The 15,763-nt window shown below is 51.0% G+C and carries 14 protein-coding genes; 9 read left to right on the forward strand and 5 right to left on the reverse strand.

The genetic code is table 11. The features are described from left to right. Positions 1 to 240: 240 nt before the first annotated feature. From BZJ19_RS06090 to BZJ19_RS06115, 6 genes are all read left to right on the forward strand, one after another. Positions 241 to 630 carry a YacL family protein gene (locus BZJ19_RS06090; RefSeq protein WP_157891163.1) on the forward strand — a complete coding sequence of 130 codons (390 nt, stop codon included), beginning with the start codon at positions 241 to 243 and terminating at the stop codon, positions 628 to 630. A gap of 248 nt (positions 631 to 878) precedes the next feature. Continuing rightward, the gene (glnK, locus tag BZJ19_RS06095; RefSeq protein ID WP_069586419.1) at positions 879 to 1,217 is read left to right on the forward strand and encodes a P-II family nitrogen regulator; all 339 of its coding nucleotides are present in this window, start codon (positions 879 to 881) and stop codon (positions 1,215 to 1,217) included. 18 nt (positions 1,218 to 1,235) lie between these two features. After that, complete coding sequence (locus BZJ19_RS06100) at positions 1,236 to 2,465, forward strand: ammonium transporter (RefSeq protein ID WP_077674971.1); 1,230 nt, start codon at positions 1,236 to 1,238, stop codon at positions 2,463 to 2,465. A 164-nt stretch (positions 2,466 to 2,629) separates the two neighbouring features. Further along, positions 2,630 to 3,646, forward strand: a complete 1,017-nt coding sequence (locus BZJ19_RS06105) for a Fe(3+) ABC transporter substrate-binding protein (protein ID WP_077455341.1) — start codon at positions 2,630 to 2,632, stop codon at positions 3,644 to 3,646. 62 nt (positions 3,647 to 3,708) lie between these two features. Beyond that, a complete protein-coding gene (locus tag BZJ19_RS06110; protein ID WP_077478966.1) occupies positions 3,709 to 5,340 on the forward strand; it encodes an ABC transporter permease in 1,632 nt (543 codons plus the stop codon). After that, positions 5,337 to 6,383 (forward strand): ABC transporter ATP-binding protein, encoded by a 1,047-nt coding sequence (locus BZJ19_RS06115; protein ID WP_077662332.1) that lies wholly within the window; start codon positions 5,337 to 5,339, stop codon positions 6,381 to 6,383. Before BZJ19_RS06110 ends, BZJ19_RS06115 begins: the two co-directional genes overlap by 4 nt. Positions 6,384 to 6,431: 48 nt before the next feature. On the opposite strand, the gene BZJ19_RS06120 is transcribed toward BZJ19_RS06115, so the two are convergent. Continuing rightward, positions 6,432 to 7,040 (reverse strand): TetR/AcrR family transcriptional regulator, encoded by a 609-nt coding sequence (locus BZJ19_RS06120; RefSeq protein ID WP_077662331.1) that lies wholly within the window; start codon positions 7,038 to 7,040, stop codon positions 6,432 to 6,434. Positions 7,041 to 7,387: 347 nt separating this feature from the next. Between BZJ19_RS06120 and hpt the strand changes: the two genes are divergently transcribed. Then, a complete protein-coding gene (gene hpt, locus BZJ19_RS06125) occupies positions 7,388 to 7,918 on the forward strand; it encodes a hypoxanthine phosphoribosyltransferase (RefSeq protein ID WP_069586425.1) in 531 nt (176 codons plus the stop codon). Between the two features lie 102 nt (positions 7,919 to 8,020). On the opposite strand, the gene secF is transcribed toward hpt, so the two are convergent. The 4 genes from secF to can all read right to left on the reverse strand — a co-directional run bounded on the left by secF (position 8,021) and on the right by can (position 11,956). After that, a complete protein-coding gene (gene secF, locus BZJ19_RS06130) occupies positions 8,021 to 8,917 on the reverse strand; it encodes a protein translocase subunit SecF (protein WP_077674972.1) in 897 nt (298 codons plus the stop codon). 12 nt (positions 8,918 to 8,929) lie between these two features. Next, complete coding sequence (secD, locus tag BZJ19_RS06135) at positions 8,930 to 10,708, reverse strand: protein translocase subunit SecD (RefSeq protein ID WP_102136110.1); 1,779 nt, start codon at positions 10,706 to 10,708, stop codon at positions 8,930 to 8,932. A 105-nt stretch (positions 10,709 to 10,813) separates the two neighbouring features. Next, entirely contained in the window at positions 10,814 to 11,191 is a 378-nt protein-coding gene (locus tag BZJ19_RS06140; protein ID WP_077674974.1) for a hypothetical protein, read from the reverse strand. A gap of 90 nt (positions 11,192 to 11,281) precedes the next feature. Continuing rightward, complete coding sequence (can, locus tag BZJ19_RS06145) at positions 11,282 to 11,956, reverse strand: carbonate dehydratase (RefSeq protein ID WP_077674975.1); 675 nt, start codon at positions 11,954 to 11,956, stop codon at positions 11,282 to 11,284. 213 nt (positions 11,957 to 12,169) lie between these two features. Here can and BZJ19_RS06150 point away from each other — a divergent pair, with 213 nt between their 5' ends. Then, on the forward strand, positions 12,170 to 13,825 hold the full coding sequence (locus tag BZJ19_RS06150) for a SulP family inorganic anion transporter (RefSeq protein ID WP_077662327.1): 1,656 nt from the start codon (positions 12,170 to 12,172) through the stop codon (positions 13,823 to 13,825). 284 nt (positions 13,826 to 14,109) lie between these two features. After that, entirely contained in the window at positions 14,110 to 15,762 is a 1,653-nt protein-coding gene (locus BZJ19_RS06155; RefSeq protein ID WP_077674976.1) for a SulP family inorganic anion transporter, read from the forward strand. The last annotated feature ends 1 nt before the right edge of the window (position 15,763 follow it).

The raw sequence follows: 15,763 nt of genomic DNA on the forward strand, positions 1-15,763 counted from the left end.
ACGTTGATGAGGCTTATATACCCTTCCTACTTGAAGCCGCAGCGGTGTTGGCTACGTTCGTTCACTCCAATCACATAGTCTATCTATGCTCATGGGGACTCACTCACTTGCTACCTACCTGCAACGCCAAGTTGTCTGGATATAGTATTTAAGTATGGCGAAGGTGGCAGTTTGATGACAGTCTCGAGTTGGCAATTGATAGAAAAACTCGGACAATAGCCTCTCATTTTGGAGGTGGACGTGGATTACGAATTTTCCCGCAATAGTTTTGATGACAGCTATCGCATTGTGTTCTCTATGGGGCATGAGGCCATGGGGCGTTGGTTGCTTGATGAGTTGGGTACCGACCTGAATGAGGTGGATGCGTGGTTAGCCACCTTTACCCAGTTGCGTCAAGAGCAGCAATGGCGAGGACACACCTTCACGCTGACGGCCAGTCCTGAAGAAGTGGTGGTGATGGCCAATGCGATGTTACAAACGCCCTCTGACGAGGCGACGGATACGTTGAGTGCTCAAGACCTACAGTTTTACGATCAAGAAAGCAGTGCCGCTTGTGGTTATGAAGACTTTCTGGCCATGCTCGAAGCGTATCGTGATTTTATTGCTCGCTACGGACGCCGTACGCGATAACCTGCCGGCGAGTGACGCTGACACTCGCCTTCTTCCTACAAGACATCCGCACGTGGCTCGCTTTGGTGCATCGTCCTCCTCGCGATGAATCTATGCGTCGAGATGGTGAATAGTTTGCACTAAAAAAGTGCAAATGCGCGCCTTCCCCCAGTTGATTTCTGTAATGTTCTGATTTTTAGGTGGTTAATAGTTGGCATATCTCTTGATACTTATTGACTGATGCAAACATAAGGACTCAGGAGAAGGATATGAAACTGATTAGCGCCATTATCAAGCCTTTTAAGCTTGATGACGTCCGTGAAGCACTATCCGACGTCGGCATTGACGGCATGACAGTGTCAGAAGTGAAAGGGTTTGGCCGTCAAAAAGGGCACACCGAACTGTATCGCGGCGCCGAATATCAAGTCGATTTTTTGCCGAAGGTAAAACTCGAAATCGCCGTTCAGAGCGATAGTGTTGATGCCGTGGTGGAAGCGATTTCCAAAGCGGCACAAACCGGCAAAATCGGCGACGGTAAGATTTTTGTCTTTGATCTCCAGCAAGCCGTGCGGATCCGCACTGGCGAAATGGATCTGGAAGCAATTTAATCACAGGGAGTAATCACAATGGAATTGGTCAATACGGTTACTGAGTTACGTTACGCACTCGACACCTTCTTTTTCCTTCTATCCGGTGCGTTGGTGATGTGGATGGCGGCTGGGTTTGCCATGTTAGAGGCAGGGCTAGTTCGCTCGAAAAACACCACTGAGATCCTCACCAAAAATATTTGCTTGTATGCGATTGCCTGCACCATGTATCTGTTGGTGGGCTACAACATCATGTATGTCGATAACAATGCGGGTGGCTTTATGCCCTCGTTTGGTTCGCTGATTGGAACGCAAGCGGCCGATGCAGATCACTCTCTTGAATCGGACTTCTTTTTCCAAGTGGTGTTTGTTGCTACTGCAATGTCTGTGGTCTCGGGCGCCGTGGCAGAGCGTATGAAGCTGTGGGTATTCTTGCTGTTTTCTGTGGTGCTCACCGCGGTCATCTATCCGGTAGAGGGTTACTGGACATGGGGTGGTGGTTTCTTATCCGAAGCAGGCTTTAGCGATTTTGCTGGCTCAGGTATCGTGCATATGGCGGGCGCGTCAGCTGCATTAGCGGGGGTAATCTTACTGGGGGCACGTAAAGGAAAATACGGCAAAAACGGTCAAGTGAATCCGATTCCTGGCTCGAACCTGCCTCTAGCGACCTTGGGTACCTTTATCCTATGGTTCGGTTGGTTCGGCTTTAACGGTGGTTCACAGCTGATGGTGTCAGACTTTGAAAACGCCACGGCGGTAGGACAAATTTTCTTGAACACCAATGCGGCGGCGGCAGCCGGTGCGATTGCTGCCTTACTGGTGTGTAAAACACTATGGGGCAAAGCCGATTTGACCATGATCTTAAACGGTGCATTGGCCGGTTTGGTCGCCATTACCGCTGATCCCTTATCCCCCACCCCAGTCGCGGCGCTTATTATCGGTGCGGTATCGGGCGCCATTGTGGTGTTTAGCATCGTCGGCCTCGATAAAATTAAAATCGACGATCCAGTGGGTGCGATTTCGGTGCACGGTGTGTGTGGTTTCTTTGGCTTGATGGTCGTGCCGCTGAGCAACGCAGACGCAAGCTTTGGTGCACAATTGCTGGGGGCGGCCGTGATCTTCGCTTGGGTCTTTGGTGCGAGCTTTGTGGTGTGGTTGGTACTGAAGAAAACCATGGGCATTCGTGTTACCGAAGAAGAAGAGATGTCAGGCATGGATTTGCATGACTGCGGTATTGATGCATATCCCGAATTCGTTAGCGTGAAATAGTCACTCGTACGGCACTTAGTTAAACTCTGAAACGAAACCTTACATTTTTGATGTTGGGTTTCGTTTTTTTTTGCGTGGCAGAATATTGAGCCCAAAATCATTAGCTGTATACTAACGAAACTGAGAAACGTTATCATTTATCGTCTAATTTAAGGACTGTTACGATGAAAAAACTGCTAATCGCCTCTGCTGTTACGGCTAGCTTATTAGGAACGAGCGCCGCCTTTGCCGCTGAAGAAGTGAACGTCTACTCGTATCGTCAACCTTTTTTGATTGAGCCTATGTTCGATGCGTTTACTGAAGAGACGGGCATCAAAGTCAACGTGAAGTTTGCTAAACAAGGTATGGCGGAGAAGGTGAAGCAGGAAGGCGAATACAGTCCTGCAGATGTATTGCTGACCGTCGATATTTCTCGCCTCAAAGACTTGGTTAATCACGATGTGGTTCAGCCAGTGCAAAGCGATGTGATCGATCAAAACGTTCCTGAGCAGTTCCGTGACAGTGAGGATAAGTGGGTTGCGCTGACCACTCGTGCTCGTGCCGTTTACTCATCGCGTGAGCGGGTCGGTAAACTGGGTGATGATTTTGATTATCTCGACTTGGCAAAACCTGAATGGAAAGGCAAGATTTGCACCCGTTCAGGCAAACACCCTTACAATGTGTCTTTGGTGTCTGCCATCATCGAAAATCACGGTGAAGCTACCGCTAAAGAATGGCTGAAAGGGGTGAAAGCTAACTTGGCGCGTAAACCTCAAGGTAATGATCGTGCACAAGTCAAAGCGATTAAAGAAGGCTTGTGTGACGTTTCTTTGGGGAACAGCTACTACCTTGGTAAGATGCTGAACGACGAAGAACAAAAAGCGTGGGCGGAAGCGGTATACATTAACTATCCTGGCCAAAATGCGCACGGCACCCAGGTGAATGTGAGCGGCATGGCGATGGCGAAGTATGCGCCAAATAAAGAAAACGCTCTTAAACTCATGGAATTCCTAACGTCAGACAAAGCGCAGCACATGTATGCTGAAGTGAACTTTGAAGAGCCAGTGAAACCTGGCGTAGAAAAGTCTGAGCTAGTGGCATCGTGGGGCGAGTATAAGCACGATCCTATGCCGCTAGAGGCCATTGCTGATAACTACAGCAAATCAGTGAAGCTACTGGATGAAGTCCAGTTCGACCTGTAAGCCTCTACACGGGGTGCGTGGCACCCCGGTTGTCTTTCTCTGACGCCTGAATGTTGTAGGCTATGCAAGACAGATTACCCGTTATTAAAACCAGCAGTTGGGGCCTAGCCCTGCTGCTGGTTTTGCCGATCTTGGCAATCTTCTACACCGCAATCGGTGATACAGATGATATTTTCTCCCATCTGTTTGAGACCGTTTTGCCTACGTATACGCTCAATACCAGCTTATTGGTGGTGGGGGTCGTGGTCATTGCGATTGCATTAGGCGTGCCGACGGCTTGGATGCTTGCCATGTATCAAGTGCCGGGCAGCCGACATTTGCAATGGGCGATGGTACTGCCATTAGCCATGCCGGGTTATATCATCGGTTACATCTACACCGATTGGTTTGATTACGCGGGGCCGTTACAGCGCCTGCTGCGCCATTGGTTTGAGTGGCAAAGTGTCAATGATTACTGGTTCCCAGATATGCGGACCTTACCGGGGGCGTGTTTTGTGCTGGCATTGGTGCTGTACCCATATATCTACCTGCTGACTCGCGCCGCGTTTATGGAACAAAGTGTCACCTTGACGCATTCCGCGCGTCTGTTGGGATGCTCGCCACTGCAAAGTTTTCGCCGTATCTCCCTGCCTTTGGCTCGTCCAGCCATTGCCGTCGGGGCATCGCTGGTGGCAATGGAAGCGCTGGGGGATTTTGGTACGGTTAACTATTTTGCCGTGAGTACATTAACCACCGCGGTATATGATACTTGGTTGGGTTACTCAAGCTTAACGGCGGCGGCTAAGATTTCTGCCATTATGCTGGTGGCCATTTTTGTATTGATCAGTGCCGAGCGCTATGGACGACGTAAGCAAGCGCAATTTACGCCGTCATCCAGCAGTGATGCGATAGAGAAAACTCCCCTGTTCGGTTGGAAGAAAGTGGGCGTGGTTGTCTGGTGTTGGGGCTTGCTATCGCTGGCGTTTATACTGCCGCTGCTTCAACTGATCATTTATGCGTGGCACTACTATGCGCAAAATGCCATCGACGATTTTCTCACCTTTAGTTACAACAGCTTTTATACCTCCAGCCTTGCGGCTGTGGTCGCGGTCGGTATTGCATGGACCGTCAATGTGTATCGCCGCTTACGCGGTCATGGTTTGAGTGTCGCGCCCATGCGTCTCGCCTCTATGGGGTATGCGGTGCCAGGCACGGTGTTAGCGATTGGGGTGATGCTGGTATTAACCCGAGGCGATCACCTGATCAATGACATCGCCAAGGCGTATGACTGGGGACGTCCCGGTTTGGTCCTTTCCGGCACCATGTTTGCCTTGCTCACTGCCTTTGTGGTGCGCTTCAGTGCGGTGGCGATCGGCAGTATTGAGTCTAGCATGGCAAAAATACCGCCATCACTCGACATGGCGGCGCGTACTATGGGATGCACGACTAGCGGCGTGATTCGTCGTGTTCACCTCCCCTTAATTCGTCGGGGAACCTTAATTGCGATGCTGTTGGTCTTTATCGAATCGATGAAAGAGTTGAATGCGGCGATTTTACTGCGTCCGTTTAACTTCGAAACCCTTGCGACCTACGTGTACAACTTTACCTCGGATGAGCACCTCGAATACGCGGCCTTACCTGCCATTTTGCTGGTGGCGGTGGGGCTGATACCGCTTATTTTGATTAACCGTTCGCTGGAGCAGAAATACCAATGAAGTGCGCCCTGTCGATAGAAAACCTGACCTGCAGTTATAACGGCACGCCAGTACTCAAAGATTTGTCTTTGCAAGTCGCACCGGGTGAGATTGTGTGTTTGCTCGGCGCCAGCGGCTGCGGCAAAACCACCTTGTTGAAAGCCATGGCTGGGTTAATCCCTCTGAGCGCGGGCACGCTGTCGATTGGGTGTAACATCATGGAAGATGGCCAGCATTCGGTGCCGCCTGAGCAGCGCAATATTGGTATGATTTTTCAAGATTATGCGTTGTTTCCACACTTGACCGTCGCTGAGAATATCGGCTTTGGTCTCACCTCACTAGCCGCGTCTGTGCGTAATGAAAAAGTGGCTGATATGCTCAAGCTCGTGCGCCTTGAAGGGCTGGGCGAGCGCTATCCGCACCAGTTATCCGGTGGTCAACAACAACGGGTTGCGATTGCGCGTGCGCTGGCTTATGAGCCGGATCTATTGCTGTTGGACGAGCCGTTTTCCAATATTGATACCCAAGTGCGTCATGACTTGATTGAAGAGATCCGCCGGATCTTTAAATCACAGGGTGTGACGGCGATTTTGGTCACGCATAGTCGGGAGGAAGCCTTTGCGTTTGCGGACAAATTAGCGGTCATGAACCAAGGGATTATCGAGCAATTCGGGGATACGACTGAGGTGTATTACCAGCCGAAAAGCCGATTTGTGGCCGATTTCTTGGGACAAGGCTCTTATGTTCCAGTGACTGTGTCGGCGCAAGATCAAATGCAGACGCCGCTGGGACCTTGGCCGCGGCCAGTGCATTGTCACCCCGGTCCACATTGGTGGTTGCTTCGCCCGCAATTTTTGAGTATCCGAGCGGATGCGCAAGGCGAGGGGCAGGTATTGTCTCAGCAATTTATGGGTGACAGCAGCCGTTACACCATTGATATTCACGGTCAAAAATTGTCGGTGCATGCACGAGAGCCATTATCGGTGGGGGATACGGTAAGTCTCACTATTCGCCCTCATGAGCCGGTGTTATTTAACGATGGACCCAGCTTCATTGATGCTTAAACGAAAAAAGCCAACCGCGAGGTTGGCTTTTCGTCATCGGCGCGCAATTTAAGCGCCTTGCTGACACAGTACATCGATGTACTTTTGTGCCATTTCGCTCAATGCTGCTTTATCGGGTTGCTGGTGCGCTTGTAAAAACAACACATAGCAAATCCCTGCAAGCATGCTCGCCAGCTCGCGAGGTTGGTGACGGTGAGTGAGTTCACCTTGCGCCATGCCTCGCTCAAACACGTGCACAAATTGCTCGACGGCATCGCGGCTGCCTTTTACAAAGCGTGGCCAAATGTCTTCGCGAATCGATGTACTCCATTCAAACCAGACTTTCATCCATGCTTTGTCTTCCAATGCGGTATCGATAATCTGCGAGGTAATGCAGTTAAGCGATGCACGCATTGATTGGCTATCGCGGGTGCAATCATTGATTAACGCAATGAAATACTTTTCTGTTTGGGCCAAAATTTCCTCGACCAGATCTTCACGGGTCGGGAAGTAATTGAAGACGGTTGCCACAGAGACATTCGCCATATCAGCAATATCAGCGTGACCGGCACGACCGATTCCCCGTTTAGCAAACACATCCAAACCACAAGTTAACAACTGCTCTTTGCGTCTCTCTGGTGACAGTCGCGTCCTTGTTCTTTCATTTGATTGAGCCATCCTAAAACCTGCCAACTTATATTTAGTTTGTACAAATTAATTATTGTTTGTGCTAATAATTTTCTTAATTAGCGGGTTGAGTTTATACCAGCTTTCTGTGGCGTGACAACGGCTGGAAGGCCGATCTGGGCCGTAAATCGGTAATTTTGTCTGCAAAAAAAGTCATCTATTAATAAAAACACAGGCATGGATTATTTTTTCTTATCAATCAGTGTGATAGTTAACTAGTGTAAGGGTACAAGCTAAGGTCAATCGGTGGAATTGGGATCCGCAATCGATTTAGTGCTAGACTRTGCCACCTTTGTTATTGACCCCCGCAAATGTGGGGACAAACCATCGGGGCAGATATGAAACACACCGTTGAAGTGATGATTTCAGAACAGGACGTACAGGCGCGAGTAAAAGCCCTGGGCGCCGAGATCAACGAGCATTATAAAGACTCCAAAGACCTAGTATTGGTTGGATTGTTACGAGGCTCGTTCGTCTTTATGGCTGACTTATGTCGTGCCATTGACTTGCCACATTCGGTCGATTTTATGACCGCATCAAGCTATGGCAATAGCATGGAAAGCACGCGTGACGTGCGTATCCTCAAAGACTTAGATGATGATATCAAAGGAAAAGACATTCTTTTGGTAGAAGACATCATTGATACGGGTAATACGCTTAGCAAAGTGTGCGAAATTCTATCGCTACGTGAGCCCAATTCCGTGCGTATTTGTACCCTACTTGATAAACCAGAACGTCGTGAAGTGGATGTGAAAGTCGATTGGCTTGGCTTTACTATCCCAGACGAGTTTGTGGTTGGCGTAGGGATTGATTACGCGCAGAAATACCGCCACTTGCCATTTATCGGTAAAGTGGTACCGCTCGATTAATCGTGACGGTATTCTCTGAGCGCTGAGCCTCTTTGGCTGTCAGGCGATGATAAGCCATAAAAAAACCGAGCAGACGCTCGGTTTTTTTACGTTCATAGCAAGTTAATAGGCACCTTCTCGCTCGGGAGCCGGCGCGCGCTGATAATGCGCGGGAGACAATCCCAGCATTTCTTGTAGACAAGATGCCACCGCGACCGATGACCAAGTGCCAGTGAGTACGCCAACAAAGAGCGTCAGCGCAAAACCATACAAGGCATCGCCACCTAATACCAACAAACATCCGATGGTAAATAGTGTGGTGCCAGCGGTGATCAAGGTGCGCGAGAAAGTCTCACAGACCGCAATATTGGTGCTGATATACACACATTGATTTGGTTTGGCTCTGAGCACATCACGTAGTCGATCGCCGATCACAATCGAGTCATTGAGTGAATAACCAATAACGGCGAGAAGGCCGGCAATAACATTGAGATCCATCGGCACAGCCAGTATCGCCAGCAGGCCCAAGGTGAGGATCACATCGTGCACCAACGCCCCTACTGCCGCCAAGGCAAGGCGCCATTCAAAACGAATAGCCAAGTAAAGCATGATAGCTAACGAAGCAACCAGCAGAGCCAATCCCCCTTGTTCAAATAGCACCTGACCCACTTGAGGGCCGACGACGTTCGCTTGAACCAAGTTAACGGGCATGGCGAGTGCGCTGCTGATTTGTGCGATGACCTGTTGCGGATCTTGCCATTGAGACGCATGAGGTAAAATGAGCTGCCACTGGCCATGAGTGGTGCTTGGCGTGAGTGTTGCCAACTCGCCAAACTGATTGTGCAGGGCAGCGATCAGCGTATCACTGCTCGCTAGGCTGGGTAGGGCGAAATCAATCACGATACCGCCAGTAAAGTCGATGCCCAAGTTTAGGCCATAATACGCGATCGCCCAGAGACTGATCACGGTGAGCAATCCCGAGAGCGCGAAGCTGGTATAGCGGACTTGTGTAAGTTTCATGACTGTAGCTCCTTAAATAGTCACGGCGCGGCGGCGGTCGCGTCCCCAAATTGGGTTGATGATGGCTCGCGTGCCGACAATGCCGCTGATCATGCTGGCGCATAATCCCAGAATTAGCGTGGTGGCAAACCCTTGTAATGGACCTGAGCCGACCGCATACAAACAGACCGCGGAAATTAAGGTGGTGATATTGGCGTCAAAGATGGTGCTAAAGGCCGCTCGATAACCCGTATCAATGGCATTGGCTAGGCTTGCGCCAGCACGTAAGCGATCGCGAATACGCTCAAAGATAAGCACATTGGTATCGACCGCCATGCCCACGGTTAACACTAAGCCAGCGATGCCCGGTAGGGTCAACACTGCACCGGGCAGCAGCGCGAGTAGGCCGACTTGCATCATCAAGTTGGCAACCAGTGAGACAATCGCGACCCAGCCGAAGCGGCGATACCAAAGCATCATGAAGATAGCCATACCTATCATGCCAACGGCCAGTGCAGAAAATCCTGCCTTGATATTATCGGCGCCCAAGGTCGGACCAATCGCGCGTTCTTCGACGATTTTAATTGGCGCGGTGAGTGCGCCAGCGCGCAGCAACATCGAGAGGTTACGGGCTTCTTCTGGGCTCGACAGGCCCGTGATCCGGAATCGATCGCTGAGCGCACTTTGAATTGTCGCGACGTTGATCACCCGTTCATTGGCAACCAGATCACCCTGCTCATTGGCTTGATACTCACGGTACACAGTGGCCATGGGATCGCCCAAGTGACGTCGGGTAAAGGCCAACATGGTCTCGCCACCGGGGCCATCCAAGCGAATATCAACTTGTGGACGACGCATTTCATCAACGCTGGTACGCGCATCAATAATGTGTTCCCCACCCAAAATGGCGTGACGTGCTAACGGCACCACATTGTGCTGTGCGTCATACAGGCGTTTCGGGCTTGTGGCATCGAGGGCATAGAACGCGAGTGAGGCTGTCGCGCCAATGACATTTTTGGCTTGCTTAGGATCGTGCACCCCGGGCAGTTCGATACGAATATAGTCTTTACCCTGACGTTGTACACTCGCCTCAGCCACGCCTAAGGCGTCGATACGTTTGCGCAGAATATCGATATTCTGACGCACAGCTTGATGGCTCATCGCGTCTTGCTCGGTATCTGTCATCTGCCAGCCATTTGCGGCGCTATTGAATCGCCATTGCGGATAATGCTCGGTAAACCAAGCGCTGGCTTTGCTGCGATCGCTGGCACTGAGCATCGGCAATTGCACCGTGGTGTTATCTTTGGTGTTGACCGTGGCGCTGGCCGGCAAGTGCTGGCTGTCTAACCATAGGTTGAGGCCTTGTACTAACGCTTCGGCTTGATGAGCGAGTGCTTGGTCGGTATCAACCCAAAGCAACAATTGCACACCGCCGCGTAGATCGAGCCCTAGTTTTACCGGCTCGGCGCCGAGGCGCGACAGCCATGTGGGTGCTGCGGATAAATAATCGAGGGTGATTTCCGCGTCGGGTCCTAGAGTGCCTTTTAATTGCTGTTGTACGTTCTGTTGCTGGCTAATATCGGGCGTGATTAAGGTAACCGTCCCTTGCGAGTCATAACGCACTTCACTCACGGCCTCAGGATGGGCTTTAAGCCAGTTTTGGAGTCCCTGATGCGAGTGATGCGACACGCTCACCACTGGGTGGTCGCCAAAAAAGCTTGGTAACGCCTGCACGGTCAGGACGATCAACATCAGGACTAATGCGGCGTAGTGCCATAAAGAATACCGATTAACGGGGGATAATTTATTCATTCGTTCTCCTTGGCTGTGCATCACGCACAGCAAAACCTAATACCAAGCGCCAGCTCGATATTGTGATTGGGGGAAAGGCGCGACGGCCTTTAGGAAAGCGAACGATTAACGCGAATGAATAAAGCGATATTGCAGGTTGTGTTCTCGCCAGCCACCAAGACGGGGGAGCGAAAAGGCAAGATACTGGCGTGGCAGGCACACCCCAAATGCGCACAAAAAGGCAATCAGGTGCCAAGCAAGGCGAATGTGCGGGGGAGGAAGAATCGCGACTAAATGTGGCGGTTGGGTATCGTCGTCAGGCAATGCCGCAGGCAAGGCAACACTGGCTCTCGCGGTAGAAACGAGCGCCGGAGTTTGCTGAAGGGCATGGACTTGGCTGCTGGAGCGAAACGGTGAAACCTGTGCTTGCGCTGCCACATTGACCAGCACCGCAAACAGCATCATGCCCGCCATCAGCCACATGGTGAGCGGAGAGCGGTGCATTGTTGATGATGAAGCGTGCGCGATCGGAGTCATGGCGGTGTTGTACGACGATTAAGTCGCGATCACAAGTGTGACTGTGTCAGCACTGTGTCAATTCTCACAACAAACCGACGCGGCAGAGTCGGGCACTAGATGACTCATCGCCGCTTGGTAGTTCACTTCCAGCGACTCGCGGCTATCTGCGGTCATGCCTAAATCGCGCAAAATACCGTCGGTGGTGTTGTAGAACCAACCATGTACTTTCACGTCTTGGCCGCGCTCCCAGGCCGCACGCAAAATGGTGGAATTGCCCAAATGATACACTTGCTCAGCCACATTAATTTCGCACAGGCGATTACCGCGTTCTTGTGGTGGCAGGCAGCCGAGATAATGTTTGTGTTTGAGGTACAAATCGCGAATATGGAGTAACCAGTTATTGATCAGACCAAGCTCCGGGTTATCAATAGCCGCGTGGACACCGCCACATCCATAATGACCACAGACAATAATGTGCTTGATCTGTAGGACATCGACGGCGTACTGCACCACGGATAAACAATTGAGATCGGTGTGAATCACTTGATTGGCGACATTGCGGTGAACAAACAACTCACCCGAGTCTAATCCTGTCAGGCGCTCGGCGGGTACGCGGCTATCAGCACAGCCAATCCAGAGGTATTCGGGATGTTGTTCTTGGGCCAAGTTGGCAAAAAACTGGGGGTTACTGTCGCGAATATCTTGCGACCATGCTTTGTTGTTAGCGAATAAAGCTTTGATTTTGGCCATGGGCAACGTGTCTTTTGGCAAACATATCAATTGCCACTATACCTCAGTGTTACGCCGTGAAATATACTGAGATCAATATTCACATGTTTTTACATTTATGACGCCCGAGGGATCACGCTGTTAACGGTGCGATCTACTGCTCGGATAGGTTAATGCGAGAAAATTCGTATACTGTCCGCTCCATGATGATCTTAACCGCAGTAGAGGTAGTGCGTGTTTGATAAAGGACGATTTGCACAACTGTCATTAAAGGGCGATCTATTCGGCGGCGTGACGACTGCCATTATTTCATTGCCTTTGGCGTTAGCCTTTGGTGTCGCCTCAGGCGCCGGTGCAGAAGCTGGACTTTGGGGAGCCATCTTAGTTGGGCTTTTTGCATCGCTGTTTGGTGGCTCGTCCACCCTGATCTCAGAGCCGACCGGCCCGATGACGGTGATCATGACGGCGGTATTAACTGCCATGATGGCGCGCTACCCGGAAGGCGGCTTGGCAATGGGCTTTACCGTGGTGATGATGGCCGGCGCGTTCCAAGTACTGATTGGCAGTTTGCGCTTGGGTAAGTACGTGACCTTAATGCCCTACAGTGTCGTTTCTGGGTTTATGTCGGGTATTGGCGTGATATTGATTCTGCTCCAACTTGCGCCGCTATTAGGGCAAGCTGCGCCATCGGGTGGTGTCCTCGGTACCTTAAAAGCCTTGCCGGATTTACTGGTCAATGCCGACATTAAAGAAGTCTTTCTCGGTGCGCTCACGCTGGGGATTTTGTTTTACTTTCCCGCCAAATACCGTCGTTTCATTCCCGCGCAACTGGTGGCGCTTGTCAGTATTACCTTGGTGTCGGTGGTACTCTTTGATACGGACAGCATTCGTCGAATTGGTGAGATCCCAACCGGCCTGCCGTCGCTCGTGATCCCCCATATCACCCCCGAGCATTTTACCGCTATGGTCATTGATGCACTGGTACTCGGGACGCTCGGCTGTATTGATACCCTGTTAACTGCCGTGATTGCGGACTCGCTGACCAGACAAGAGCATGACTCGGATCGTGAGCTGCGCGGACAAGGCATTGCCAATATGATCGCAGGGCTATTTGGCGCCTTGCCCGGCGCAGGGGCTACCATGGGCACTGTGGTCAATGTCCAAGTGGGGGCGCGTTCGCCGTTATCGGGCATTTTGCGGGCGCTTATTCTGGCTGCGGTGGTGTTGGTGGCCGGCGCGTTGACCGCGCCCATCCCGATGGCAGTATTGGCGGGCATCGCCTTGTATGTCGGCTTTAATATCTTAGATTGGAGCTTTTTGCATCGCGCCCACAAAATCAGTTTGCAGCAGACGGGGATCATGTATGGCGTGATGGCACTGACTGTGTTCGTTGACTTAATCGTGGCGGTGGGATTAGGGGTCTTTATCGCTAACTTACTGGTAATAGAACGACTCAGTCGCGAGCAAGCGAAACAAGTGCGCGCAATCAGTGATGCCGAGGATGACGAGGTACCGCTTAATGATGAGGAGCGTGCCCTTTTAGATGCTAGCAATGGACAAGTACTGTTCTTCTATTTATCCGGGCCCATGATTTTCAGTGTCTCTAAAGCCATTGCGCGTCAGCATGCGCATATCAATGAGTTCCGTGTGATGATTTTGGACTTAAGTGATGTGCCTATGCTGGATATGACCGTTGGGCTGGCGCTCGAAAACGCGATTAAAGATGCACGAGAAGCGAATTGTACGGTGTTTTTACTGTGCCCGCATGACGAAACGCGTGAGCAATTGCAGCGCTTACACATAGGTGATTGGGTCCGTGATGCGCACATTTTCACCACACGTAAGCCCGCGCTTGAAGCGGCCAACCGATTAGTTGAAGTGATGCCATAACCTTATAGCGCGACGTGACCTTGCGGGTGATGTCGCGCTTTTCGCTATTTTTTAGCGTTGCTAAGTTTTTGGCAAACCTTATTTTACAACGCTTTTTCTTTAAATTTGCCACATTTCTACGCATTTCTAATCATTTGCTTGAAACTTGACCACGTGTTTTCCTACCTGATTTGATCTTGCACACATTCCTATATACTGGCGCCCGCGCACCGGGTGAGTCCCGTGCCAGTGAGTAAAGCCGTCATGGCCGTGAAACTGCATACGACTTGAAAGGATCAAAGGTTTTGAAATTCGAACGATTCAAAAACTGGACCCTCAAAGGGGACCTGTTTGGGGGCGTCACCACGGCGGTTATCTCTTTGCCCCTCTCGCTGGCGTTCGGGGTAGCGTCAGGGGCGGGGGCGGAAGCCGGAATGTGGGGCGCCATTTTAGTGGGCTTGTTTGCTGCTTTATTTGGTGGCTCTTCAACGCTTATCTCTGAGCCAACTGGGCCGATGACGGTGATTATGACCGCGGTGCTCACTACCATGGTGTCGCGCTATCCCGAGGGCGGCATGGCAATGGGCTTTACCGTGGTGATGATGGCGGGCCTGTTCCAAGTAATATTGGGGACGCTCAAACTGGGCAAATACGTGACTTTAATGCCCTACAGCGTGATCTCTGGGTTTATGTCGGGGATTGGCGTTATCCTGATTATTCTCCAATTGCCACCATTGCTGGGCCAAGCCACGCCTGATGGTGGGGTGTTAGGCACGCTCAAAAGTCTTCCCGATCTGATCGCTCACACTCAGCAAAGCGAATTACTGTTGGGACTGGTAACACTGGGTATTTTGTTCTCCTTTCCACAGCGTTATCGGCGCTATATGCCGGTGCAGCTGGTTGCGCTCGTTGTGGTTACCTTATTGTCGATTGCATGGTTTGATTTGGCGGCGATTCGCCGGATTGGTGAGATCCCAACTGGGCTGCCGACTTTGGTGTTGCCTCAATTTAACCGTGAAATGCTCACCACCATGATGGTCGATGCCTTGGTACTCGGGACCTTAGGCTGTATTGATACCTTATTGTCTGCGGTGATTGCCGATTCACTCACTCGCGAGGAACATGACTCGGACAAAGAGTTACGCGGCCAAGGGTTAGCGAATATGGTTGCTGGGTTATTCGGCGCTTTGCCAGGGGCTGGCGGTACCATGGGGACGGTCGTCAATGTGCAGGTGGGAGGACGCTCACCGTTGTCGGCCATTATCCGTGCACTCTTGCTCGCGGCGGTCATCTTAGTCGCCGGCTTTCTGACCGAGCCCATACCGATGGCGGTACTGGCGGGTATCGCTATTTATGTCGGTTTTAATATTCTCGACCGCACCTTCATTCAGCGTGCGCATAAAGTCAGTTTGCATCAAACCGTGATCATGTATGGTGTGATGGTGCTGACCGTACTGGTGGACTTGATTGTCGCAGTCGGCGTTGGGGTGTTTATCGCCAATATTATCGCGATTGAACACCTGAGCCGAGAGCAAGAAAAGCAGGTGAAAGCGATCAGTGATGCTGATGAGGACGATGTACCGCTTAACGATATGGAGCGTGCCTTATTAGACAGCGCGAACGGAAAAGTGTTGTTTTTCTACCTCTCAGGCCCAATGATATTCAGTGTCTCAAAAGCGATTGCACGTCAACATAGCAAAATTGAGGAATTTGATGTCATGATCCTCGACCTTAGCGACGTGCCCATGATTGATATGACTGTCGGTCTCGCGCTGGAAAATGCCATCAAAGATGCGTTAGACGTCAATTGCCAAGTCTTTTTGCTCTGTCCCCACCAAAAAACGCGGGACCAATTAGAGCGCTTGCATGTAAAAAATTGGCTCACTGACGATCACACCTTTGATAGCCGTTATGACGCATTACGCGCCGCGCACAAAGTGACCGAAGTTATGGCTTAAA

The organism is Salinivibrio proteolyticus, from assembly GCF_001996165.1.
Taxonomy (GTDB): domain Bacteria; phylum Pseudomonadota; class Gammaproteobacteria; order Enterobacterales; family Vibrionaceae; genus Salinivibrio; species Salinivibrio proteolyticus.